We start from the raw sequence: 23459 nt of genomic DNA on the forward strand, positions 1-23459 counted from the left end.
TTTGAGATGAATTTACCCACATCCAGCCGACTGCAATTAACTCCCGATTTAAACATTTGTCGCCTTTTAAATGGAATGTGGCAAGTATCGGGCGCACATGGAAGAATTAACCCCAACCAAGCCATTAAAAAGATGTTTGATTATCTGGATGCAGGGTTGACAACTTGGGATTTAGCAGACCATTATGGTCCTGCGGAAGACTTTATTGGTGAGTTTCGGCGACAACTGGCGGCGACTCGTAGAGAGGAAGCGTTAACGCAAATTCAAGCTTTTACAAAATGGGTTCCTCGCCCGATGAAAATGACAAAGAAATTTGTTGAGGAAAATATCGATATTTCGCGCAAAAGAATGGGTGTAGAAAGCCTAGATTTAATGCAGTTTCATTGGTGGGAATATCGGGATAAAAATTATTTAGATGCCCTTAAATTTATGGCGGAACTTCAGGAAGAGGGGAAGATTAAACATTTAGCTTTGACTAATTTTGATACCGAACATTTGCAAATTATTACCGATGCAGGAATTCAAATTGTTTCAAATCAGGTACAATTTTCCTTAATCGATCGCCGTCCGTTGGTGAAAATGAGCGATTATTGTCAAGAAAATGGGATTAAACTGTTAGCTTATGGTACTCTTGGCGGTGGTTTAATCAGTGAGAAATATATAGGAGAAAAAGAACCAGGACGTTTTGCTTTAAAAACTGCTAGTTTGCAGAAATATAAGAATATGGTTGATGGTTGGGGTGGCTGGAATTTATTCCAAGAATTGCTAGTGGTAGTGAAAGAAATTGCTGATAAACATTCAGTTAGTATGGCGAATGTGGCGGTTAGATGGGTTTTGGAACAACCTGCGGTGGCTGGGGCGATTGTTGGTGCTAGATTAGGAATAGCGGAACATATTGAAGACAATGTGAGAGTGTTTAATTTTGAGTTGGATGAGGAAGATTATACTAAGTTAGATAGTATTGCGGCAAAATCGCGAGATTTGTTTGAGTTAATTGGTGATTGTGGGGACGAATATCGGAGATAAAATTAACTGAATTAATTAGCGATCGCGCTGAATCAGATTGAGGGTATGATAGGAAGAATGAGAGAATGAGGATGAAAGCGCGATCGCGAAATACCAACTATGAATTCAGCTATTGTTCGCAGTCTTTTTTCTGCTACCAAAGTGGCAGATTATCCTTCACCCTATGATACCTTACATTTGCGGGTAATGTATCCAGCGCAGATGTCTGATAGCGAAGCCACAAAAGATTTAGGTGTTGTTCCCGCTAATAGTGAATTAGCCCCTTTTCCAATCGTAATTTTCTTTAGTGGAGTTAATTGCGCGGCGGATATGTATTTATGGTTAGCAATTGAGTTAGCTAAAAAAGGATTAGTTGTAGTTACTTTTAATTGGGTTGCACAAAATTTACCTGGTGTAACCGCGTTAACTCCGGGAGTTGATTTTGAGAATTGGAAACCTAATGTTTATGGTACATTACCTACAGCTACGGCTTTACCTGCTATTCTTAAAGAATTAGAAAATTTACAAAAAGAAGGTATTTTGGCGGGTAAATTAGACTTAAATAAAGTTATTCTCGGTGGACATTCGGCTGGTGGAAGAGTCGCAATTGAAAACGCGGTATTGAAGTTTTTCCCCTCAGTTATAGGTGCTTTTGCTTACGCCGTACATACCGCAGCACCAGTAATGTTAGGATACGAACCAGAAACAATTTTACCCTTGTCTGGTGACGTGCCAATTTTAATGTTAGGTGGGACAAATGATGGTGTAATTGCCGAAAGTTGTCACCGATATGGGATGAAAGAAAAGAATGCGACTAAATCAGTTATGCGGACATTTCGCGAAGCGATCGCGCGTCAAAACCATGATAGCTATTTAGTGTTATTCGAGCAAGCAAATCATTTCGCGATCGCCGATCCATTCGATTCTACCTCGGCTCGTCCCTTTCTGGAAACAGAAATGTCACCAGAAGCAGCCGCAAAAATTCGCACTCTCATGGCTGCAATTATTAATTTGTTTATTGACGCTTCTTTACTCGGCAAAACCGAGGCTAAAAAACAGCTTGAACAATTATTAGCGAACAACGATTCTTTCTTCGCTTTAGTTGAGCAAAAATAATCAATTTGTGTAAATTTTTAATAGTAAATAAAAGCTACAAAAGTAGAGATTTAATTTGTCAAAATTGTGCTAATATTTGTGCAAATTATAGTGAATCAGTTTAGTCTTATAATATTTTCTGAATAGTAGTTGCACCTGATGCTCGTACTAACCAACAAAGAGCATCCCAAGGAAATGGGAAATCTACGACCTCAACAGCTAGATGAAATACATTATCGCTTTCAACAAACGCATCCCACCAAAACCAGGGGCGTTCTTTTGGTTCCAACCAAGAAATAAATTCACTTATAGTCCACTTTTGTTCCTCAGTAAAAAGCATTTGTGCTTCTGGAGAGAGTTTTTGCCAGCGTTCTAGTAATTGATCGTCCTCTTCCTGAGTTCTCTCAGGTGCGCAATATGCAACAAACCATTCAGGTAGTAAGGTTCGCCACTCCTCATCATCATAAGACAACCAGTTTTTCTTACTCTGTCTAAGCACTATCTGCAAGACTTTTCGACATCTGTTGAGAACATTATTTGCATCTCTTGGACACTGAATTCTGAACCAGACGATAAATCCTTTTCTTTTTTCTTCTTCTCCAGGCTCAACTCCTTTTGATAAATGACGCAATTCCTCTGATGGATTCACAATCGCTTTATAACTCCGATTAAAGTAAATGTTAAGCTTGTTCAAGATAGTATTGGAAACGAGTTTCTAGTTTCTCAATCGATAAATCTTGCGTCCAAAATTCTACCAAAGCGTGACCGAAAGCCCAAGCATTTTTATCTGGTGAAGCAGAATTTTCTAGCAGCAACGACCACAAAGAAAGTAAGTCGAAATTACGGATATTACTATTATCTGGACTTAAAAGTTGGAAAAGGTCGTAAGCCATTTGTAATTTCCCAATAACCACAGGTAATTGTTCCACAGGAATTTGTTCTGCTAACGCATAAGCTAAAGCTGGCGAACCAGTGGAAATAGTCGAAAGAAATCGCAGAATAGGACTTTTTAATAAAGCAGTTAAACCTTGGGTAGTTGACAATTGAAAAGTGTAGCGATCGATAATTTTTGCAGCAGCAACAGTACGGGCTTCTTGGTTGCGTAAAAAACGCGCAAGGCGAAGTTGTTTTGCGGGATCGAGATTATTAATTAAGGCTAAAGAAAGTGAATTTATGTTCCAAGAATTGCGATTTGTTTTGCTATCAAAAGTAACAACTGGTATAATTAAATTAGAAAATTCTTGCAAACGTTCCGCTCGATATTCAGTTGCTTCGCGAATCGATTTTTCCTTGGGACGAGTGCCTGTTTGCCAATTATAAGGCGGTTCCCATTCGCGGATAGGACGCAAACGATCTACTTGAGTAACAATCGTAATTATTGGTAAATCGGCGACTTCCTCTTTCATATCTTGGAGAAAGTCTACATCCATTTGTAAAGCAGGATCGAGGGCAGGTGTTACTAATAAAAGTAAATCGGCATTGGTGACATAATCTAAGACTAAATCGCGCAATTCTCCACGATCTACTTGTTCGTAACCGGGTGTATCCCAAAGAGTTAAAGTTTCGCCAGTAGGAGTTTCCCAGTGATAATTTTGGATGCGATCTGTACTGGGTAAAACGTCAACTTCAGCGCGATCTGCTTGAAATAAAGTATTAATTAAACTACTTTTACCCGAACCAGTTCGTCCTGCGAGTAAAATACTTACAGGCTTTTGTTTAACTTGTTCTACAGGTTCAGCTTGGGCGATAATTTCTTGCAGGGTTTTAGTTTTCGCTTTTGGTAAAGTTGGGGTAGAATTAGTAGGAGAAGAATCTTCAGTCAAATTGGGAGTAGTACCACTATAAAGCGCGATCGCCTGACGAGACAAATTCCTTAAAGCCGCCTCTCGTAACATTTGACTCAAATTCGCCAAAAGTTGCTGTGTAGCTTGATTATTCGCAGGTTGACTAGCTACTTTTGTCACCGCAACTACCGGATTAATTACCCATTGCGCCCAATTCCAAACTTGCCAGAGTTTACGCGCCGATGGTTCTAGTTTACGATAAACTTCGTAAGCTTGATAAGCTTGTCCGACAGTAACTTGATTCAAAACCGGAGAAATTTGCTGCATCCAGCGATCCAAATCGTCTACAGTACCTCGAATGAGAGTGTAAGCTTGAGGAACATAAATCGAGAGTAGAGGATATTTTACCTCCGGATGGTAGATGTGTGCGATCGCCACAACTAAATCTTGACATCGTTGCCAAAAAGTTTGCCAATCTTCCCAAATTGGCGCATCATCTTTTGTCGCTTGAATTACCTTTTGTAAAGCCAATTCAGCTTCTTTCGTCGCATCATCACCAGTTAAAGCGCGATCCTCAGCAGCTTCCAAATCTGCATTAACTTGCGCCATCACCGATTCTACCTCAGCGATCGCCGGACGAGTCCATTTCACCAACAACCAACGCCAACCCGCAAAAACAACAATAAAAACCGCCCAAATCCAATTAATACCCCATTCATGGATTTGCATCCCCGCCGAGATTAACAAAAAAAGTGCGATCGCAGCGATCGGCAGTCCCAAAACCACCCACTGCCAAGGCTTTAATCTTACCATGACCTCATCCCCACACCAATAGCTCTACTGTAAAAAGTTTAGCGCCAGAAGAGGGGTGAGCGCGATCGATTTTTTTATCAGTGGTAAAATACTAAATCTGCTGTTTATTGACAACTTAAAGACAGTTGCCTATCCTAAAAATCATGGATGTCTACTTTGTGTTGAATGGAATTACCTTCGTCTGGAATGAGGAGAAAGCTAGGAAAAATCCTCTTAAACACGATGGAGTTACATTTGAACAAGCAGCAGAAAGCTTTTTCGATCCATTTCTAAAAGTAATTGATGCCAGTCGCAATGAGGAAGCACGAGATGCCATAATTGGTTTAGATACTAATTGGAATCTTTTATTTATTGTTCACTTAGCTTTTGAAAATAACCTCATCCGAATTATTTCAGCCCGTCAAGCTACTCGAAAAGAGCGAGAATACTATGAAAATTGAAACTTTGCAACAACGTTTATCGAAAAATCGCCCGACAACTTCGGTGACTATTAATATTCCAGAAGATGTGATCGAAGACCTCAAGCGAATTGCGCCCAAGCTTGGTTTTTCTAATTATCAATCGCTAATTCGTGCTTATATTGGGCAAGGACTACGAGTAGATTTAGAACGCTTGGAAAACGATCCGGTTACTGCGTTAATTGCTTTGGCTTTATTGGATGCTTCACCTAAAGTTTCTTCCCTTCGACAAGAGGTTCAGAAATTCAGGATAAGTCAAGCTAGCGTTGATGAAACAGAAGAAGGTTTAATGTACGACTCAGCAATACAATATCAAAAACGTTTTGCTCAAGATCGTATCGAACCTGTGCGAAAGCAAATTAACTTAAAAAAATCTCTACAAGAGAATGACTTATTGCCAATTGTGACGGACAGTTATTTCGTTCCAGAAGAACGTAAATATTTATTCGCAAAAGGACTTTACGCTGGATTAATCGGAGATTTTGTGACCTCCACCCATCTTCTCATTCCCCAAATTGAGAATTCTATACGTTGTCTAGTCGAAAAACCCGATGTTATCACTTATAAACTCGACGATATTCAATTCGATATTCAGGAGGAACACAACTTGAATAACACTCTCGAACGTCCAGAGATTATATCAATTTTTGATGAAAACACCCTCTTTAACCTTAAGAGTTTACTGTTTGGAAGTAATCTAAAACACCGTATGGCTCGTGGTTTAATTAATGATAGTGAATTTTCAAGTTCTTTAATGTCTTATCTATGGTGGCTCACTCTCCGGTTGTGTTGTTTGCTAAGTTCAAACTATCAACAAAAGCTGGAAAACTCCGATCCTTGGGTCAGATTTGCTGGTATATTCAAAGACGATCCAATTTTTGATGAGTTTGTCGAAGATATGGCTGCCTATAGAGGAGAAATAAACGCTGAACTTACTGAGGATGAAGTCACTTATGAGGAGAGTCAGTCAACGTGAGTCGATACATTTTGGATACCGATCATGTGACTCTCTTTCAATACGGTCAGCCTAAAATTGCACAACGTGCTAAAGAAGTTGGTGGTATGAATATATTCGTTACCACTGTCACTCTTGAAGAGCAGTTACGAGGAAGATTGGCTGGTATTCAGAGGGCTAATCGAAGACCTGAGCAGCTAACAATTGCTTACGAAAATTTACAAATAACTTTGCTTTACTTTTGCAGTATGAATTTGCTTAATTTTGATAATGCTGCATACAATTGCTACCAAAGTTTGCGTCAGCAGAAAATTAGGATTGGTACACATGATTTAAGAATTGCAGCAATAGCTTTAGTTAACCAAGGAATTGTTGTTACTAGGAATCAGCAAGATTTTGGTAAAGTACCTGGGTTAGATATTGACGATTGGACTATATGAACGTTGGATACATTACTTTAATTTAAGATGAAAATTGAAACTTTGAAACAACATTTAATGTTGGAGAAAAACTTTGCTTGAATAAACATGACGGGAGATAATGTTACTTATTAGCTCCATATTTTGCTAAAGTTCAACTTCACAGCAGCAATTCGTAAGGGAATGAGGAAATGAATGTACCAATAATGAATGTACCGTTAAAGAATAGTCAAGATTTGTCCTGGCGTTATTGGTTTACTCTTCCTATTTATCCTTATGGTAAACGACGTACGATTCGCCGAGAAGTTGTTAAGGATACGATTTGGACTTTTGAACAAATTCAGGGAATTTTTTATGTAGTTGTGCCGATTCGCATGACTGCTGTCAAAATGGAACAAGGAGGATTGTTAATTTATGCCCCGGTTGCACCGACAAAAGAGTGTATCTCTTTGGTGAATGAATTAGAGGCAGAACATGGCTCTGTTAAGTATATTATTTTGCCAACAATTTCTGGTTTGGAACATAAAGTTTTTGTTGGTCCGTTTGCGAGAAAGTTTCCGAATGCAGAGGTGTTTGTTGCACCGAATCAATGGAGTTTCCCTCTGAATTTACCGCTAAGTTGGCTTGGTTTTCCGTCGCAACGCACCCAGTTACTTCCGGAAGATAGTAGTCAAGCTGTTTTTGCTGATGAGTTTGATTATGCTATTCTCGGTTCGATCGCCCTCGGACCAGGTAGTTTTGAGGAGGTGGCTTTTTTCCATAAGCGATCGCGTACTTTATTAGTAACAGATTCGGTGTTGTCGATACCTGAAGATCCTCCAGCGATCGCGCAATTAGATCCTTATCCTCTCTTATTTCATGCTAAAGATCGAGCCTCGGATCTCGTTGTCGATAATCAAGCTAACCGTCGCAAAGGATGGCAAAGGATCGCCTTATTTGCCATGTATTTCCAGCCTAGCGTCCTCGAAACCATTCCTTGGACTCAGGTATTCACAGAAGCTTCTCAAGCCCCAGATCGCTCAAAAAAGGCTTATTACGGCTTATTTCCCTTTCGATGGAAACCGCATTGGCAGCGATCGTTTGAGGCTTTGCGAGGTGACGGGCGTTTATTTGTGGCTCCAATTTTACAAACTCTGATTCTCAATCGCGCACCCCAGGAAACTCTTACTTGGGCTGACAGAGTAGCAAATTGGGACTTTCAACGCATTATTTCTTGTCACCTTCACTCACCAATTGCAGCCAGATCGCAGCAATTTCGAGAAGCTTTTTCTTTCCTGGAAAAACATTCTGCTGTCAGTGCAGGTTTGTTTAATATTAGTACTTATCCTTTACCAGAAGAAGATTTCAAATTGCTGCAAGATATTGATAAAAATCTTAATAAGTATGGCATTGTGCCGCCACCAAAAGAGAAAGTTTAGGGTTCCAGGGATGAGGGTAAACTGATAGAGATCGGGTCATTTTTTAGAAGAGTAATGGCTCAATCCTTGCCTGTACTTCCTCAATAATATCCTCGGTTGCACGCTCAACAAACTCAACCCGACGGGCTTGCCAATCTAAACTTTTGATTTGATCTGTAAGAATAATTCCGTAGGTTTTTAGGCTTGAAGGTAAAGAAACTTCAAAGGGATATCCTTTTTTTTTTCTTTGTAATCGGCATGAATAAAGCTAGGGAAGTTTTGCAGTTATAATCATAAGGAGAGATTACAAAAGCAGGTCTATTTCCTCTTTGTTCATGTCCTTTCGTAGGATCGAAATCTAAATAAACTATGTCTCTTCGACTGGGTACATAAGAATCATTTTGTGTTACAAGAGTAAAAATAAATTATCTCAAATATATAGCAAGAGGAGGTGATTTGTAAAAATATTTAATTGGCTGGTTTAAAGAATAAAATATAAGGTTTACACCTAAAATATAAAGTATGTTTTCGGAAAAAAAGCACCTCTAGAGAAAAATTTTGAGCGTTAGTTTGTTAACTCAATTTTTAATTCCCTTAAATCTTTCTTTGGCGTTTTTAAAGGCTTCTTGCATAACAGATTGAATTTTTTCAGGATCGGGTTTTTTACCTCCCATTAAGTCACCGAAATAAACGCAAGCACCTTCACCTAATGCAATTGTATAAGCAGCAGCCCAAGAAGCAGCGATCGCGCTTCCCAAGCCTGGCACAAATTTAATTAATTCTCGTCCGATCGCTTGGGCTAAAAATCCTCCAGCGATCGCGCTAACTACTCCTCCCGCTTGAGATGGTGTTAAAGTCTGTCCGTATAACTTTCCTAAGACTCCTACCATCGATACTTGCAAAGCCGTCAAAGTTGGCATAGTTGCAAAAGGTAACGGAACTGCGGCTAAAGCTGCCGACGCGATCGCAAATGCTAAAATATAACGTCGCCCCACATCTCGATATAAATTGCCCAATTCTTTACCCACTTCTTCATCTAATAACTGATGAATAGCGCGGGCTTCCGCTTCTGGCAGTAAATCGGCTAAAGTATCTCTGAGGGCTTCCAAACCATAAAATACCGGATTATAGCCATCTTCTGCTAAAGTAAAATCAATGAGGACGCTGCGATCGCATAAATCTTGAAAATCTGCTTTAATTGCCGCAAAAGCTCGATTTACTTCCTCATAATCTGGCGGATATTCCCGATGATCTTCGACATTGGGAGGATACAATTCATGCAAACAAGTCACCACCAATAAACAAGGAATATGCGGATAAGAATCTCGCAACTTTTGGGCAACTTGTTTCAAAGTATCCGTCGCAAAATCACTAATTTTGACCGTAAGAAGCAAAATTTTCGCATTGCGAGTTTCCTGTTTAAGATCCCCCACCAATTCTTGAATAATCGCCGGAGTTTCTTGCTTAACATCTCCGAGTCCTACCGTATCGGTAAAAATCAACAATGGCAAATCGCTGGAAGGATAAGTATAACGTTCAGTATGCTTAGTGTGAGGACGAAAACCCTGTCCGACAATCTCCTCAGAAACACCCGTCAATCCGCGTACAATCGAACTTTTTCCCGCTTGAGGCTTACCAATTAAAACTGCTTCAGTCGTGGGTAATTTCGCCCTCACCGCCTCTAAAATCTCCGCTACCTCAGCTTCGCTAACGCTGAACCAGCCAATCACTGTTTGGGCAGCTTTGTCAACAGGTAAAAGTTTGCTTAAGCGGGTTGTCGCATCATTCCAGACATTCGTAAAGCGATTTTTCCAAGACTCTTTTTCCGATGATGTGGTTACTTCCTCAGTCGGTTGGGGAAAATTTTCACGAGATTGTGGTTCATTCATGCACACCTAATTTACTTAGAGACTAAAAAGAGCGTTCATCTGTCACTTTTGTGAGTGAGATTAGGCTTATTTTAGCAAAACATATATTTCTGTGGCAGGATGTTGGCTCGTTTGCGATCTACGACAATAAGTCCATTGTTATCGGAAAAGCTTCATCGGCAAGTAGCTACGAAGAGAGGAAATTTTATGGATACTACCCAAGTAAATGAACAACAAAATACAAGACCACCTTACCCAAATATTCCGCCAATTTTGGAAAGTCGGGGTGACGAATATCGAGATAGTGGTATTGTAAGTACAGTAGCGATCGCCGGACATCCAATCCACCCAATTATTGTTACTTTTCCAGTTGGTTTTCTCAGTGGGGCGGCAGGCTCCGATCTTGCTTATTGGTTAACAGGCGACTTATTTTGGGCGCGGGCTTCATTTTGGCTAGTCGGAGTTGGTTTACTTAGCGGTATCCTAGCAGCAATTATTGGTATGTTTGATTTTACCAAAATTAAGCGCGTTCGCCAGCGTAACGCAGGTTGGGCGCATATGTATATTAATATTACTGCTTTAGTAATGACGGCAATCAATTTTGGCTTGCGACTTGGGGATCTCGAATCTGTTATCGTACCTACTGGATTAGCACTTTCGGTAGTGATTGCGACGCTATTAGGTATTGGTGGTTGGTTTGGCGGCGAGCTTACTTTCCGTCATAAAATAGGTGTAGTCGGTCCGAGTAATCGCGAGTAAATTAAATCTCGCTAGCTGAGTTATTTGATGCTGCTCATAATCGAGTCAACTCGAGCGGGGTTAGCGTAGGTGTTACTTTTAATTATACCTACGCTAACCATATAGACAATCAATTTACAAATCTTCGGCAACAGCACAGATATTTTGTATCTCTTCTTCCTCAGGATGAGTAGTCAAATAATTTTCGCTCCACGAACAACCTAACTTCATCAAATCATCTAGTTCTAAATAAACATTCCAGAGTTTAACTGTAGCATCAGACCCCGCAGAGGCTAAAAGCTGACCATTGGGAATAATGACCGAAAATCTTGGGTTTCAAGCCCCGTCCTTTAGCGAAGCGGAGGACGGCTTTTTGTTGCTATTTTGGGTTGAATCTGCTACCATTTTGATACTAACGTGGTCAGGATCAAATGTTGGTCTTGGAGTACAAGGTTAAGCCAAAGCCACAACAAGTAGCTGCCATTGAAGAGGCGATTCGGACAAGTCAGTTTGTGCGAAATAAAGTGCTTCGCTTCTGGATGGATAACACAGGTGTAGGTAAAGCTGAACTCTTTAGATACAACACAGCATTAAGAAATGAGTTTGAATTTGTCAAAGACTTAAACTCCCATGCTTGTCAAACTGCGGTTGAAAGAACACTGAGAGCAATTACTCGCTTTTACGAGAATTGTAAACAACAAAAACCAGGAAAAAAGGGCTATCCAAAGTTCAAGAAGCACTCACGCTCTGTAGAGTACAAAGTTTCGGGTTGGAAGTTGGACGAAAGCACCAAGAAGCATATCACCTTTACCGACAAAAAAGGAATAGGGAAACTAAAACTAATTGGTTCTAGAGACATTCAATACTTTCAGCCAGAGCAAATTAAACGGGTCAGAATTGTCAGGAGAGCAGACGGATATTATGTCCAATTCTCGATTAAATTAGACCCCAGAGATACCGTAAAACCTTTAACTCCTACTCAGAAGGCTGTAGGAATTGATGTGGGTTTGAAGTTTTTCATTGCTGATAGTCAGGGGAATACAGAAGTAGTTCCTCAATACTATAGAAAAGCAGAAAAACATCTTAATAGACTCAACCGTAGAAAATCAAATAAGTACCGCAAAGGCAAAAAAACGCAGTCCAATAATTATCACAAAGCAAGACAGCGATCTGCCAAAAAGCATTTAAAAGTAAGTAGGCAACGAGAAGAGTTCGTCAAGAGAGTGGCACTCCGTTTAATCCAATCTAACGATTTGGTCGCCTATGAAAATTTGAATGTCAAAGGCATGGTGAAGAATCGTCGTCTAGCTAAATCGATAACGGACGCAGGATGGTCAACTTTCCGTCAATGGTTAGAATACTTTGCAGACAAATATGGGAAATTAGCCATTGCTGTCCCTCCCCATAATACTTCTCAAAACTGCTCCAACTGTGGAGAGAAAGTAGAAAAATCTCTATCGACGAGAACTCATGTTTGTCATCATTGTAGGTTTGTTTGCGACCGGGACTGGAACGCGGCGATAAACATTCTGCAAAAAGCTTTATATATCGTGGGGCGCACGAAAATCTACGCTTCAGGAGAAACTTCCTCTTGGTTGGTTGGAGAAATCCTGTTAGCCAACGAAGATTCGTTGAATGAAGAATCCACGTCCTTATAGGGCGTGGAGCGTCAACCCTTGTCCGTAGCAATAATATGAATATCGACATCCTGGAGATATTTCATCAAATTTTGTACGGGAGAACTGTGCAAAAATAAATCCCAACGCGATCGCTGGGTTTGTCCGACAACCACTTGCGTAATATGATATCTGTGGGCTGTATCGGCGATCGCTTTCGGAATATTGGTACTATTCACGCGAATAAACTCACCCCCAAACTCTCGACAATATTGTTCGCAAATTTCCAAATAAACACCTTCATCTTTCGTTAAAAAGCGGTCAGGATTTGCGACATACAACGCATACAAACGCGCCCGCATTTGAGAAGCTAACCGTGCGCCTCGGCGTAATAATTGAGAAGAATGAGGATAGGTTGAAACACAAACCATGACTCGTTCGTGAACGCTACAATACTTATCTTTTGGGGTTTGAGATTCAGCAATTTCTTCAAGATTATCCGCCACTTCTCGTAGTGCCAATTCTCGCAACGCCACTAAATTGCGTCTTTGAAAGAAATTTCGCAGAGATTGTTCAATTTTTTCCGGTGCATAAATCTTACCTTCTTGCAATCTTTCCTCTAAAGTTTCTGGGGTAACATCCACCACCACCACTTCATCTGCTTCATCTAAAATACGGTCAGGAATCCTTTCTCTGACCACAACCCCTGTAATTTTAGCAACCAAATCGTTGAGACTTTCTAAGTGTTGAATATTAACCGTTGAAAAGACATCAATACCCGCTTCTAAGACGATTTCTACATCTTGATAACGCTTTTCTCTTCGGGAACCAGGGACATTCGTATGCGCCAATTCATCAATTAAAACTAATTGTGGTTGACGCTCAATAATGGCATCTGTATCCATTTCCGTGAGGGAAATATTTCCTCTTTGAATCTGTTGCCGAGGAATAATTTCTAACCCTGCTGCTGCTTCTGCTGTTTCCTCCCGTCCATGAGTTTCCAGTAACCCAATCACCACATCAAACCCTTGTTCTCGTAGTTCTTTTGCTTCTTCAAGCATACGGTAAGTTTTTCCAACTCCAGGCGCCATTCCCATGTAGATTCGATGTTTGCCTTGGCGTTGACTAGGAAGTTCGTAACCACTAGAAGAAGTAGATTTATTTTGCATTTTGTCTTTACTAATCATTGAGATAATTGCTCTATTTCAAGTTCATTCGGGCAAGCTTTTAACCATAGGAACAGTAAAGGTAAATGTGCTTCCTTCTCCTGGAGTAGAATCAACCCAAATTCTCCCCCCATGAGCGTTGACAACTTCTTGGCAAATTGCTAAACCTAGACCACTGCCGCCAATATCCTTTTCGGTTTGAACTTGAACGAATTTATCAAAAATTTTAGCTTGGTATTCCCAAGGAATTCCTGCCCCATTATCGGCTACAGATATTTCGACCCAATTTCCCCTTTGTTCGGCAATAAGTTCGATTTTTCCGCCTGTATCTGTATATCTAATTGCATTGGCAATTAAGTTAGTTAATACCCAAACTATTTTATTTGGGTCAACATTCACTAAAAGACTGTCTTCTGGGCAGTGCTGAGTTAACTGAATTTCTTTTTCTTGGGCTTGAATTCTCAGTAGAGAAATAGCTTTCTTGAGTAAAAAACTTGCCTCGACTGTCCCCAACTCCATTTCGATACGACCCGATTCTATTTTAGAAAGATCCAGCAGATCGTTCACTAAAATTCTTAATCGCTCAACGTCTGCACTGGCAGCTTCTAACAATTCTTTTTCTGGCTCTGATAATTTTTCTGGAATTGTTTCTAGCAAGAGATTCACACTCATTGATATTCCGGTTAGCGGGGTGCGTAACTCATGGGAAGCTGTAGCAACGAAGTCACTTTTTAGTTGGTCTAATTCCTTAAGCTTGGTAATATCTTGAAGCAAAAGAATCACTCCCCATATTTGCTTATTTTCAGTGATAACGGGAGTAATTGAAAATTGATAATATTTGGTTTCCTGATTCTGGACTATTGTCAAAATCGAGTCTTCGTCAGTTTCAGGTAAAGGATGATAATTTTGGGCAGTTGTTTGAATTTTTTCGTAAAGTTCTTGATGATTGAAAACTGCCAAGAAATGATGGTTCAATGCTCGTTGTGGAGAAACACCCAAAATTGAGGCAGCAATGGGATTAATGGCAGTAATTTCCAAGTCAGCATTCACTACTACTAACCCATCAGTAATACTCTGAATGATGGCTTCGCTACGTTGCTTTTCCAGAATGACTTTGCCAACATTTAAGTCGTGAAAAGCTTTGAGTTTTTGACTCATCAGGTTAATAGCAGTTCCTAAATTGCCCAATTCATCCTGAGATTTAACAGCGATCGCCACATTATAATTTCCTTCGGCAATTTGTTCGGTTGCTTTCATCATTTCTTTAAGGGGTCGGATAATGCGATCGGACAGCAGTAAACTAAAACCTAGTCCTATTCCTGCTGCCCCACCGCCGATAATAATCATTGAGGCGATCGCCTGATGGGAAATGCTTTGTGCCGTTTCTGATGCAGCAAGCATCGTTGCTTGATTCAATTCCCGCAGTTGGGTGCTGTTTTCTCGAACTTGTTGAAAAGCTGGAAAAACTGTCTCATCGTAGTAATTGGTGACGGAAGTTTCGGTTAATTCTTGCTGCTGTAATTGGTCAAACGCGATCAGATAATTTTCATAACTTTCAGAGAGTGCAAGCAGGATTTTTCTCTCTCCAGGAATCGTCACATTATCTTGAGCACGCCCTAACCATTGTAAGAAAGTCACTTCACTCTTACGAAACTGTTCGATACCCATTGACTCATCCCCTAAGAGAATTAATAGAGTTGCGCTATCCTGACGTTCAAGGGCATCAATCATGTTCTCTGCGGCAAGAATGCTACGGTAATTTTCCTGCAAAATAGCATCACTAGCTTTTCCCAAGCGTTGAAGGTTGACCGCCCCCCAGCTACAAACGAGGACAACAAGGGCTAATGCAGCACCATAACCAGCGAGAATCTTAGTTTTGAGGTTCACAGTTTTCTACTGAATATCTATAATCTTGTCGGGCGACTTTTGGGCGATCGCGTGGCACGATCTAAGTTATTATGAGCAGGTTTATAGGTGGGATCGAGGTCTGTCGCCACCCGATATTGTTTTAACGCTTCTGAACGTTCTCCTGAGAGTTCATGAATTTCTCCTAAAAGATTAAAGGCTTCAGGATTTGAGGGATCGATTCCAATTGCTTGTTTAACGTGCGCGATCGCTTTATCATACTGTCGCTTACTTGCACAAAACTTGGCGATTTTAATTGCCCTTTTATAATTTCTAGTTTCTTCCCGATGATGAATTTCCACTTCTAAGATGGGATAGATTTTTTCTCGCAATTCTTGAGGTGTAAATGGTTTTTCTAAAAAGTCCACTGCCCCTAATTTCATTGCTTCTACGGCACTATCAACTGTTCCATGTGCGGAAATAATCATAATCGGTAAATTAGGCTGGGTTTTCAAAGCTTTCTCTAAGACCTGTAACCCATCCATTCCCGGCATTTTTAGGTCTAACAACATCAAATCGTATTCTTCTACTTCTAACTGTCGTAGCGCATCTGAACCATCTAAAGCACTCATCAATTGATGTCCTAATGCTTCTAATGTCTGCACTATAGTACGGCGAATGGTTTTATTATCGTCAACGACTAAAATTTTACGACTAATCACGCTCTTTTTCTCCTTTTTATTTAGACTTATTTTTTGAGAACATCTGCTACAAGTTCGCGCAACTCTGTGGGATTAAACGGTTTTTGGATATAGCTCATTGGCTTTTCAACGAAATCGACTGCACCAAGTTTTATTGCTGTTACGGCTTCCTCAATACTACTATGACCTGAAATTACAACAATTTTACTTTCGGGAGCAATGGTATGGGCTTGTTTTAAAACTTCTAAGCCTTCTATTCCTGCCATTTTTAGATCCAGGAGAATTAAATCAAAATGGTTTTTTTGAATTTGTTCAAGGGCTTCTTTCCCATTGGCAGCAGTAGAAACTTTATACCCCATCGGCTCTAAGGTTTGAGCAATTGTTAAACGAGTTGTTTTATCGTCATCAACAACTAAAATTTGCAAGTTGGTCATTTTCATTATTCTTTAAATTCAATCTTTTTCTCAAATTTGCCATTATCTAAAATGCGATTGTGCTTGCTCGATCGTTAACTCGATTTTGCAATTTTTGTTTGTATTTTTGCCTCTCCTCTACGATAACTACTAAACATTTACTTCATATTTGTAGTGAATATTTTGACAAAAATCTCCCAAGAAATCACCCCAAAGCAAATAATTTTCAAATGAGACCGTCAAGAGCTAAATTAAGTTTCAAAACATTAACTCCTGGTTCGCCAAAAATTCCTAAAAAGCGTCTATCTACAGATTGAAAAATGAGAGTTTCAACTCGCTCATCATCGAGATTTCGCGCCCGTGCAACCCTTTCAATCTGCGCTCTAGCGGCTTCAATGGTAATATGCGGATCTAACCCAGAACCGGAAGCATAAACTAAATCTGCGGTGGGTTCAACATCAGCATTTCTTAAGAAATCTGCTTGTTTTTTGACCCTCGTAATTAATTCTTCATTCGTCGGTGCTAAATTACTTGCACCAGATAATCCTCCGGGATAAGCATCATCTCCTTCACTATAGTTTACAGTACTCGGACGACTCCAAAAATACTCCTGAGAAGTAAAGGTTTGACCGATTAATTCTGAACCAATAATTTCTCCTTGAGTATTGGTAATCAGACTTCCATTGGCTTGATAAGGAAACGCTGTTTGAGCAATCAAAAGAATAACTGCTGGATAAAGAATTGCGGTTAAAAGCCACAAAACAAAAGTTGAGCGAATTGCCATCATTATTTCTTTCATAAGACTCTCCTAAAATCTTTCAGGTTGAAAAATAACCAAAAATAGGTAAACGGATAAACTCAATGTCACCAAGATTAAAATCCCAATTGCATAGGCATTTGGACGAGCAATATTTTCCCCGGTTGCGGCATAAATGGCGGGAGCAATAATCAAATTGAAACACAAGGTAAAAAAGAGAATCGTTGCACCTCGATGGTTCCGCCAATGTTCCCGCAGCATATCTACTGCTTCTTCTCCCTCCCTAGGGAATATTTGTTTCAATAAATTGTGTCGTTTCATAATTAAACTCCTTGTTTAAGCTAAGCTAATTGCGGAAATAATTAAGTCAATGATTTTAATGCCGATAAAGGGTGCAATAATCCCACCTAAGCCATAAATCAAAATATTGCGAGTTAATAATTGATTGGCGGTTAGAGGTCTGAATTTAACCCCTTTTAATGCCAAGGGAATTAACGCTGGAATAATCAAAGCGTTATAAATTAAGGCGGATAAAATCGCCGATTGGGCGCTGGTAAGTCCCATAATATTGAGGCTATCAATACCAATTGCTGCAAACATCGCGGGAATAATTGCAAAGTATTTCGCGATATCATTGGCTAAAGAAAAGGTAGTTAATGCCCCACGAGTAATGAGTAATTGTTTCCCAATCGTGACTAAATCAATTAATTTTGTCGGGTCAGAATCTAAGTCCACCATATTTGCCGCTTCTTTAGCTGCTTGGGTTCCCGTATTCATTGCTAAACCGACGTTTGCTTGGGCTAAGGCAGGTGCGTCATTAGTTCCATCTCCCGTCATTGCTACTAATTTACCCTGTTTTTGTTCCTGCTGAATTACAGCGATTTTGTCTTCGGGAGTAGCTTCAGCAATAAAATCATCAACTCCGGCTTCTTGGGCAATCACAGAGGCGGTAATGCGGTTATCTCCCGTTAGCATGACACTTTTTACACCCATACGACGCAATTGGTCGAAGCGATCGCGCATTCCGGGTTTGATAATATCCTTAAGATAAATCACCCCATAGACTTCATTCTCCAAAGCCACTGCTAAGGGTGTTCCTCCCAAACGAGAAACCTGTTCGTAAGCCTCATCTAAATCATTGGGAAGTTGACCGCCGCGCGATCGCACAAAGCCTTTTACCGCATCAACTGCCCCTTTTCTTATCTCTGTGCCATCGGCTAAATTTGTGCCACTCATGCGAGTTTTGGCAGAAAATTCGATGTCTTCGGCTTGATTTCGGTCAAAATCAATCTTCGCCCCGATCTTTTCCGCAAGCCGAACAATAGATTTTCCTTCGGGAGTGGTATCAAAAATACTACCCGCCAAGGCAACTTTCGCTACTTCTTCGGGAGAATAACCATTAACCGGAATAAACTGTTCTGCGAGGCGATTTCCTAACGTAATCGTGCCTGTTTTATCCAAAACCAGCGTGTTAATATCCCCACAGGCTTCTACTGCCCGCCCAGAGGTGGCAATGACGTTAAATTGCGCTACTCTATCCATTCCCGCAATCCCAATGGCGCTAAGTAACCCGCCGATAGTCGTAGGAATGAGGGCAACCAAGAGAGCAACTAAAGTAACAATACCCACTGGCGCACCCACATAACTGGCAATGGGGGGAATGGTGACGACAACGATTAAGAAAACTTGCGTGAGAACCGCTAATAAGACGGTTAAGGCGATTTCGTTGGGGGTTTTACTTCTTTCTGCCCCTTCTACCAAAGAAATCATCCGATCCAAAAAGCCTTTCCCTGCTTCCGCCGTGACTTGAATAATCAATTCGTCGGAGATAATCCGCGTTCCCCCGGTAACGGAACTAGCAACATCCGAACCAGGTTCTTTTAATACAGGGGCAGATTCTCCCGTAATCGCAGATTCATCAACGGAAGCAACGCCTTCGATAACCGTTCCATCGGCGGGAATAGTATCTCCGGCGATGACTTTAAGGCGATCGCCTTTCGCCAAAGCTGTTGAACTTACTTCCTCTACCGAACCATCGGGCAATAATCGGCGGGCTGTGGTTTCGGATTTTGTTGACCGCAAGGCATCTGCTTGGGCTTTCCCGCGCCCTTCCGCCACTGCTTCGGCAAAATTCGCAAAAAGGATGGTAAAGAACAGAATCAGGGTTACTAAACCGTTGTAGAGACGCTGATTTTCACCGGGTGCAACCCCAAATAGATCGGGAAAAATTGTCAAAATTGCTGTGATAATTGTCCCCACCCACACCACAAACATGACAGGGTTTTTCAGCATGATACGGGGATTAAGTTTGACAAAGGCTTCCCGAAATGCCCGTTTATAAAGTCCTTTGGTATTAACTTTGCGCTGTTTCTTTTCTTGTCGCCGTTTTGGGCTTCGAGGAGGTTGAGTTTGAGGGTGATTTTGTCGTTGTTGTGTATTCATAAATTCTCTTCTTCGGCTCTAAAAAAGGGAGGGGAGATAGATGTTGCTATCACCTTGAATAAATTGGGGAAATTGCCTGGAAAATCCTCTTTTTAAGGGTGATTTAGGAGGAGCAAAATTTACCATCATTTGTCACTAGCAACTTAGCTCTAATGCAAATTCAATCCTTCGGCAATAGGTCCTAAAACTAACACTGGAAGGAATGTCAGCGCACCCAGAATTAAAATGATTCCTGCTGTCACACCTGTAAATAAAGGCGTATCCGTTCGTAACGTTCCAGGAGTTTCGGGAACAGGTTGTTTGCGATACATATTATCTGCCAATAAAACTAGGGCAATTAAAGGAATGTAACGTCCTCCTAGCAAGCTGATACTAGCGGTTAAATTCCACCAAAGGGTGTTATCATTTAATCCTTCAAATCCCGAACCATTGTTAGCCGCCGCCGAGGTATATTCATAAATAACTTGAGAAACTCCATGAAAACCAGGGTTAGTAATTCCCGCAAGCCCAATTACATCCGGATAGCCAACGGTATCAGGAAAAGCCATTGTAATCGCACCCGGAATTAAAATCATAATCGGGTGAACTAACAAGATGACACTGGCTAAAACAATCTCTTTTTTTTCAATCTTGCGTCCGAGAAATTCTGGTGTCCGCCCAACCATTAATCCTGTCAAGAAAACTGTCAAAATTAAGAACACAAATAAATAAGCTGTTCCCGTTCCTTGACCGCCCCAGACAATTTGTAGGAACATATTAAATAAGGTAGAAAATCCTCCGGGTGGCATTAAGGAATCGTGCATTCCATTCACTGCACCACACATTGTCCCCGTAGTAGTAACAGCCCAAAGTGCCGTTTGCGCCCAGCCAAAACGCACTTCTTTGCCTTCTAAATTAGGAGCTTGTTGATTAATAATATTGTTAACAATGGGATTCCCTTGAAATTCACCAATGGCTGAAATAGTAATCAGAATGACATAGATAATAAAGACCATACCAAAGATGAGCCATCCCTGCTTTTTATTTCCTGTCATAATTCCATAGGTGTAAATTAAAGAAGCGGGAATACAAACCATGGTTAGGGTTTCGATTAAGTTAGTCAGTCCATGAGGATTTTCAAAAGGATGGGCTGAATTGATCCCGAAAAATCCTCCGCCGTTTTCTCCTAATTCTTTGATAATTTCAAAGTGAGCAACCGGACCTCGTGCGATCGCTTGAGGAACACCCTCTAATGTGGTCGCAATTGCTGGTTCTTGGATAGTTTCAGGAACGCCTAATGCCACTAAAATAATTGCCCCAATCAAAGAAATGGGTAACAAAATGCGAGTAATACTGCGGGTTAAATCAACATAAAAATTACCGATTTCTCTTCCGCTTAAACCTCGAATAAAGGCAATAGCAACCGCTAATCCTGTTGCTGCTGAGGTAAACATTAGAAATCCCAATGCTAGCACTTGAGAGGCATAACTAAACGTAGTTTCACCGGAATAATGCTGTTGATTTGTATTAGTAACAAAAGAAATAGCGGTATGTAATGCCAAATCCCAACTCGGTGCAGCTAAATTCACCGGATTGAGGGGTAAAATCCCCTGAAGTATGAAGATTAGATACACGAGAATAAACATAACCAGGTTACTCAATAAGATAGCGCGAATGTATTGCCAACCTGTCATATTTTGTTGATAGCGAACTCCGCTCAGAACATAAATGGCTCGTTCGAGAGGATTGAAAATAGGATCGAGAAATGTTCTTTGTTTTTGATATACTTTCGCCATATAGCTACCCAAAAAAGGGACTATTGCTACTAAGATGACGAGGGTTAAACCGATTTGAAAAAAACCTTGTGTCATAATCTTTATAATTACATCAACCAAAAGAAGTATTCTTTTATTTCACTTGGAAAAGGCTCTCTTGGAAGCAACATTTACATGATGCAGCATTAATTGAAAATCAACAATTAGACAAATGAAATAATTTTGCTCGTCTTATGTTTAGACTGAAAAGTATAGATATTTAGAAAATATTTACTCAACCTTATACTCAGGGATATAGATACTTCTATACTTGGAGATATAGATTTAAATAAAGCTTGAAACCGCGTTATATTAAGAAAATAAGCTGTGCTGAGTGTATATTAAATTTTGAGAATGCTGCATCGCTTCTTATCTATTCCCAAGATTTCTCTTGCCAAACATCAGGTAACTTGGTTGTTAGCGGCGATCGTCGCCTTAGAGTATTTAACACCTCCCGAATATGTCTTTGGCTATCTCTATACGGGTCCGATTTTGATTGCTAATGCCCGCTTGAGTCGTGCTGCGGGTTGGAGGGTGACAATCTTAGGGGCAGGATTAACCTTGTTCAATTTAATCATTCCTGGTAAAATTGGCTATAGCTTTCCCGCCTTTGCCAACCGATTGATTGCGGTCTTAGCATTGTTAGTAACGGGATGGTTAAGCGATCGCAACCGTTTTTATCAAGAAGCGATCGCGCGTCAAGAAGCACAACTTCGCACTCAAGAAAAACTTGCCAGTATTCGAGAAGATTTTGTCTCTACCCTCACCCATGACCTGAAAACGCCCTTATTGGGGGCAATAGAGACGATAAACTCGTTTCAATCTGGGCTATTTGGAGAAGTAACACCGACACAAAAGAAAGTATTGGAAATGATGAGGCGATCGCATAATTCTACCTTACAACTGGTGCAAACTGTCCTCGATATTTATCGCAATGATACCGAAGGATTGCAACTACACACCCAACCCGTTAATTTAGCCGAAATTGCCCAAGAAACCAGTGCTACCCTCACCAACCTAGCCACAAGTCGTCGCGTTTCCCTTTCCATTAATTATGGAGAATCAGAATTTGCTCGCGCTTTATGGGTGAATGGAGACGCACTACAGTTGCAACGCGTTTTCAGCAACTTACTGATTAACGGGATTAATCATTCCCCGCGTGGTGGAAGAGTGGAAGTGGTTTTAGAATCCGTCAACAGTTATCATCAAGTTTTAGTCAAAGATCGGGGTTCGGGAATTGTTGCAGAAGAACTTCCCCACCTATTTGAAAGATTTTACCAAGGAAACAGCGATCGCCAAGCCACAGGTTCAGGACTCGGATTATATTTAACTCGGCAAATTATTGACGCGCATGGCGGAACAATTTGGGCAAAAAATCGCCAACCCCAAGGCGCGATTTTTGGATTTCGTTTACCCGTTTATTTGACTGCTCCCCTCCCTCCGCTCCGCTAAAGGGCGAGGCTTTAAACCCAGTTTTTCTGGTAAAATAATGAAGTCACCTCCGCAATTACTTTCCCATCGATGAAAGCCCTCAAACTCTTATTGGTTGAAGATGACGAATTGTTCCGTTTGGGACTCTCTACTCGCTTGCAGCAAGAATCAGGGATAGAAGTAGTAGCTGAAGCTGTGGATGGTGAAACCGCAGTGGAATTGACCAATCAGCATCATCCTAATGTGGTTTTATTGGATGTAGGTTTACCCGGAATTGGCGGAGTGGAAGCTTGCCGTCAAATTCGCGCCTCACATCCGAATTTGCCCATTCTAGTTTTAACGTCTCATTCCCAAAAGCCTCTCATTGAACGTTTGATTGCCGCAGGGGCTTCAGGTTATTGTCTCAAAGGAGTTGAAGCAGAGGTCTTGGTTTTAGCCTTGCGTTCGGTGGCTGCGGGGGCTTCTTGGTGGGATTCTGTGAGTACGGCTCAAATTCGCACGACAATGGGAGAAACTGCGATTAATGGGAGTCCTCTTCCCTCAGAAACCCTAGAAAATCCTTTAACCAAGCGAGAACAGGAGATTTTAGAGTTGATGGTAGCGGGTAAAACCAATCAAGAAATTGCAGAAATTCTCTATATTGCTACCGGAACCGTGCGGGTTCACGTTCATGCTATTTTACAAAAATTAGAAGTACGCGATCGCACTCAAGCTGCTGTCCTCGCCCTTCAAAGAGGATTAGTTGCATTCTTGTGAGTAACGC

General features: G+C 40.8%; 21 protein-coding genes and 1 pseudogene. 10 read left to right on the forward strand and 12 right to left on the reverse strand.

Translation table 11 applies throughout. The features are described 5' to 3' along the window. The first annotated feature begins 6 nt into the window (after positions 1-6). A complete protein-coding gene (locus G3T18_RS20335; protein WP_224412439.1) occupies positions 7-1026 on the forward strand; it encodes an aldo/keto reductase in 1020 nt (339 codons plus the stop codon). Positions 1027-1125: 99 nt separating this feature from the next. Then, entirely contained in the window at positions 1126-2121 is a 996-nt protein-coding gene (locus tag G3T18_RS20340) for an alpha/beta hydrolase family protein (RefSeq protein WP_224412420.1), read from the forward strand. A gap of 106 nt (positions 2122-2227) precedes the next feature. Here G3T18_RS20340 and G3T18_RS20345 read toward each other — a convergent pair whose 3' ends face one another. Both G3T18_RS20345 and G3T18_RS20350 read right to left on the reverse strand, forming a co-directional pair. Then, positions 2228-2749 (reverse strand): hypothetical protein, encoded by a 522-nt coding sequence (locus G3T18_RS20345; protein WP_224412421.1) that lies wholly within the window; start codon positions 2747-2749, stop codon positions 2228-2230. Positions 2750-2780: 31 nt separating this feature from the next. Next, complete coding sequence (locus G3T18_RS20350) at positions 2781-4697, reverse strand: GTPase family protein (protein ID WP_224412422.1); 1917 nt, start codon at positions 4695-4697, stop codon at positions 2781-2783. A gap of 143 nt (positions 4698-4840) precedes the next feature. On the opposite strand from G3T18_RS20350, the gene G3T18_RS20355 reads away from it, so the two are divergent. The 4 genes from G3T18_RS20355 (at position 4841) to G3T18_RS20370 (ending at position 7947) form a co-directional block, all read left to right on the forward strand. Beyond that, positions 4841-5137 carry a BrnT family toxin gene (locus tag G3T18_RS20355; protein WP_224412423.1) on the forward strand — a complete coding sequence of 99 codons (297 nt, stop codon included), beginning with the start codon at positions 4841-4843 and terminating at the stop codon, positions 5135-5137. Continuing rightward, positions 5127-6131, forward strand: coding sequence for a DUF4209 domain-containing protein (locus G3T18_RS20360; RefSeq protein WP_224412424.1), 1005 nt, complete (start codon positions 5127-5129; stop codon positions 6129-6131). The genes G3T18_RS20355 and G3T18_RS20360 overlap by 11 nt, the downstream gene beginning before the upstream one ends. Further along, positions 6128-6550, forward strand: a complete 423-nt coding sequence (locus G3T18_RS20365; RefSeq protein WP_224412425.1) for a type II toxin-antitoxin system VapC family toxin — start codon at positions 6128-6130, stop codon at positions 6548-6550. The genes G3T18_RS20360 and G3T18_RS20365 overlap by 4 nt, the downstream gene beginning before the upstream one ends. A gap of 170 nt (positions 6551-6720) precedes the next feature. Beyond that, positions 6721-7947: a DUF4336 domain-containing protein gene (locus G3T18_RS20370; RefSeq protein ID WP_224412426.1), complete on the forward strand. Its 1227-nt coding sequence runs from the start codon at positions 6721-6723 to the stop codon at positions 7945-7947. Positions 7948-7990: 43 nt separating this feature from the next. On the opposite strand, the pseudogene G3T18_RS25915 reads toward G3T18_RS20370, so the two are convergent. Together G3T18_RS25915 and G3T18_RS20380 are read right to left on the reverse strand one after the other, a co-directional pair. Then, a pseudogene (locus G3T18_RS25915) lies at positions 7991-8348 on the reverse strand (type II toxin-antitoxin system PemK/MazF family toxin). Positions 8349-8504: 156 nt separating this feature from the next. Beyond that, the gene (locus G3T18_RS20380; RefSeq protein WP_224412427.1) at positions 8505-9815 is read right to left on the reverse strand and encodes a GTPase family protein; all 1311 of its coding nucleotides are present in this window, start codon (positions 9813-9815) and stop codon (positions 8505-8507) included. A gap of 186 nt (positions 9816-10001) precedes the next feature. Between G3T18_RS20380 and G3T18_RS20385 the strand changes: the two genes are divergently transcribed. Then, the gene (locus G3T18_RS20385) at positions 10002-10553 is read left to right on the forward strand and encodes a DUF2231 domain-containing protein (RefSeq protein ID WP_224412428.1); all 552 of its coding nucleotides are present in this window, start codon (positions 10002-10004) and stop codon (positions 10551-10553) included. 410 nt (positions 10554-10963) lie between these two features. Then, complete coding sequence (locus tag G3T18_RS20390) at positions 10964-12190, forward strand: RNA-guided endonuclease InsQ/TnpB family protein (protein ID WP_224412429.1); 1227 nt, start codon at positions 10964-10966, stop codon at positions 12188-12190. Between the two features lie 11 nt (positions 12191-12201). Here G3T18_RS20390 and G3T18_RS20395 read toward each other — a convergent pair whose 3' ends face one another. From G3T18_RS20395 to kdpA, 8 genes are all read right to left on the reverse strand, one after another. After that, a complete protein-coding gene (locus G3T18_RS20395) occupies positions 12202-13317 on the reverse strand; it encodes a histidine kinase (protein ID WP_224412440.1) in 1116 nt (371 codons plus the stop codon). Positions 13318-13359: 42 nt separating this feature from the next. Beyond that, positions 13360-15201, reverse strand: a complete 1842-nt coding sequence (locus G3T18_RS20400; protein WP_224412430.1) for a HAMP domain-containing sensor histidine kinase — start codon at positions 15199-15201, stop codon at positions 13360-13362. A gap of 17 nt (positions 15202-15218) precedes the next feature. Beyond that, positions 15219-15881 (reverse strand): sigma-54-dependent transcriptional regulator, encoded by a 663-nt coding sequence (locus tag G3T18_RS25795; protein WP_224412431.1) that lies wholly within the window; start codon positions 15879-15881, stop codon positions 15219-15221. A gap of 26 nt (positions 15882-15907) precedes the next feature. Continuing rightward, positions 15908-16300: a response regulator gene (locus tag G3T18_RS20410; RefSeq protein ID WP_224412432.1), complete on the reverse strand. Its 393-nt coding sequence runs from the start codon at positions 16298-16300 to the stop codon at positions 15908-15910. 199 nt (positions 16301-16499) lie between these two features. Further along, on the reverse strand, positions 16500-17072 hold the full coding sequence (gene kdpC, locus G3T18_RS20415) for a K(+)-transporting ATPase subunit C (protein WP_224412433.1): 573 nt from the start codon (positions 17070-17072) through the stop codon (positions 16500-16502). Positions 17073-17081: 9 nt separating this feature from the next. Then, a complete protein-coding gene (locus G3T18_RS20420) occupies positions 17082-17351 on the reverse strand; it encodes a potassium-transporting ATPase subunit F (protein WP_224412434.1) in 270 nt (89 codons plus the stop codon). Between the two features lie 15 nt (positions 17352-17366). Continuing rightward, positions 17367-19472: a potassium-transporting ATPase subunit KdpB gene (kdpB, locus tag G3T18_RS20425; RefSeq protein WP_224412435.1), complete on the reverse strand. Its 2106-nt coding sequence runs from the start codon at positions 19470-19472 to the stop codon at positions 17367-17369. Positions 19473-19621: 149 nt separating this feature from the next. Beyond that, complete coding sequence (gene kdpA, locus G3T18_RS20430) at positions 19622-21322, reverse strand: potassium-transporting ATPase subunit KdpA (protein ID WP_224412436.1); 1701 nt, start codon at positions 21320-21322, stop codon at positions 19622-19624. Between the two features lie 297 nt (positions 21323-21619). Between kdpA and G3T18_RS20435 the strand changes: the two genes are divergently transcribed. Together G3T18_RS20435 and G3T18_RS20440 are read left to right on the forward strand one after the other, a co-directional pair. Continuing rightward, entirely contained in the window at positions 21620-22717 is a 1098-nt protein-coding gene (locus G3T18_RS20435; protein WP_224412437.1) for a sensor histidine kinase, read from the forward strand. A 69-nt stretch (positions 22718-22786) separates the two neighbouring features. Beyond that, a complete protein-coding gene (locus G3T18_RS20440) occupies positions 22787-23452 on the forward strand; it encodes a response regulator transcription factor (protein WP_224412438.1) in 666 nt (221 codons plus the stop codon). The last annotated feature ends 7 nt before the right edge of the window (positions 23453-23459 follow it).

This window comes from Oscillatoria salina IIICB1 (genome assembly GCF_020144665.1).
Taxonomy (GTDB): domain Bacteria; phylum Cyanobacteriota; class Cyanobacteriia; order Cyanobacteriales; family SIO1D9; genus IIICB1.

Bases quoted from the DNA above. Each gene is read 5' to 3' on its own strand.
- G3T18_RS20335 (WP_224412439.1), top strand. From the start codon at position 7: ATGAATTTACCCACATCCAGCCGACTGCAATTAACTCCCGATTTAAAC.
- G3T18_RS20340 (WP_224412420.1), top strand. From the start codon at position 1,126: ATGAATTCAGCTATTGTTCGCAGTCTTTTTTCTGCTACCAAAGTGGCA.
- G3T18_RS20350 (WP_224412422.1), bottom strand. From the start codon at position 4,697: ATGGTAAGATTAAAGCCTTGGCAGTGGGTGGTTTTGGGACTGCCGATC.
- G3T18_RS20355 (WP_224412423.1), top strand. From the start codon at position 4,841: ATGGATGTCTACTTTGTGTTGAATGGAATTACCTTCGTCTGGAATGAG.
- G3T18_RS20360 (WP_224412424.1), top strand. From the start codon at position 5,127: ATGAAAATTGAAACTTTGCAACAACGTTTATCGAAAAATCGCCCGACA.
- G3T18_RS20370 (WP_224412426.1), top strand. From the start codon at position 6,721: ATGAATGTACCAATAATGAATGTACCGTTAAAGAATAGTCAAGATTTG.
- G3T18_RS20380 (WP_224412427.1), bottom strand. From the start codon at position 9,815: ATGAATGAACCACAATCTCGTGAAAATTTTCCCCAACCGACTGAGGAA.
- G3T18_RS20385 (WP_224412428.1), top strand. From the start codon at position 10,002: ATGGATACTACCCAAGTAAATGAACAACAAAATACAAGACCACCTTAC.
- G3T18_RS20390 (WP_224412429.1), top strand. From the start codon at position 10,964: ATGTTGGTCTTGGAGTACAAGGTTAAGCCAAAGCCACAACAAGTAGCT.
- G3T18_RS20395 (WP_224412440.1), bottom strand. From the start codon at position 13,317: ATGCAAAATAAATCTACTTCTTCTAGTGGTTACGAACTTCCTAGTCAA.
- G3T18_RS20410 (WP_224412432.1), bottom strand. From the start codon at position 16,300: ATGAAAATGACCAACTTGCAAATTTTAGTTGTTGATGACGATAAAACA.
- kdpC (WP_224412433.1), bottom strand. From the start codon at position 17,072: ATGAAAGAAATAATGATGGCAATTCGCTCAACTTTTGTTTTGTGGCTT.
- G3T18_RS20420 (WP_224412434.1), bottom strand. From the start codon at position 17,351: ATGAAACGACACAATTTATTGAAACAAATATTCCCTAGGGAGGGAGAA.
- kdpB (WP_224412435.1), bottom strand. From the start codon at position 19,472: ATGAATACACAACAACGACAAAATCACCCTCAAACTCAACCTCCTCGA.
- kdpA (WP_224412436.1), bottom strand. From the start codon at position 21,322: ATGACACAAGGTTTTTTTCAAATCGGTTTAACCCTCGTCATCTTAGTA.
- G3T18_RS20435 (WP_224412437.1), top strand. From the start codon at position 21,620: ATGCTGCATCGCTTCTTATCTATTCCCAAGATTTCTCTTGCCAAACAT.
- G3T18_RS20440 (WP_224412438.1), top strand. From the start codon at position 22,787: ATGAAAGCCCTCAAACTCTTATTGGTTGAAGATGACGAATTGTTCCGT.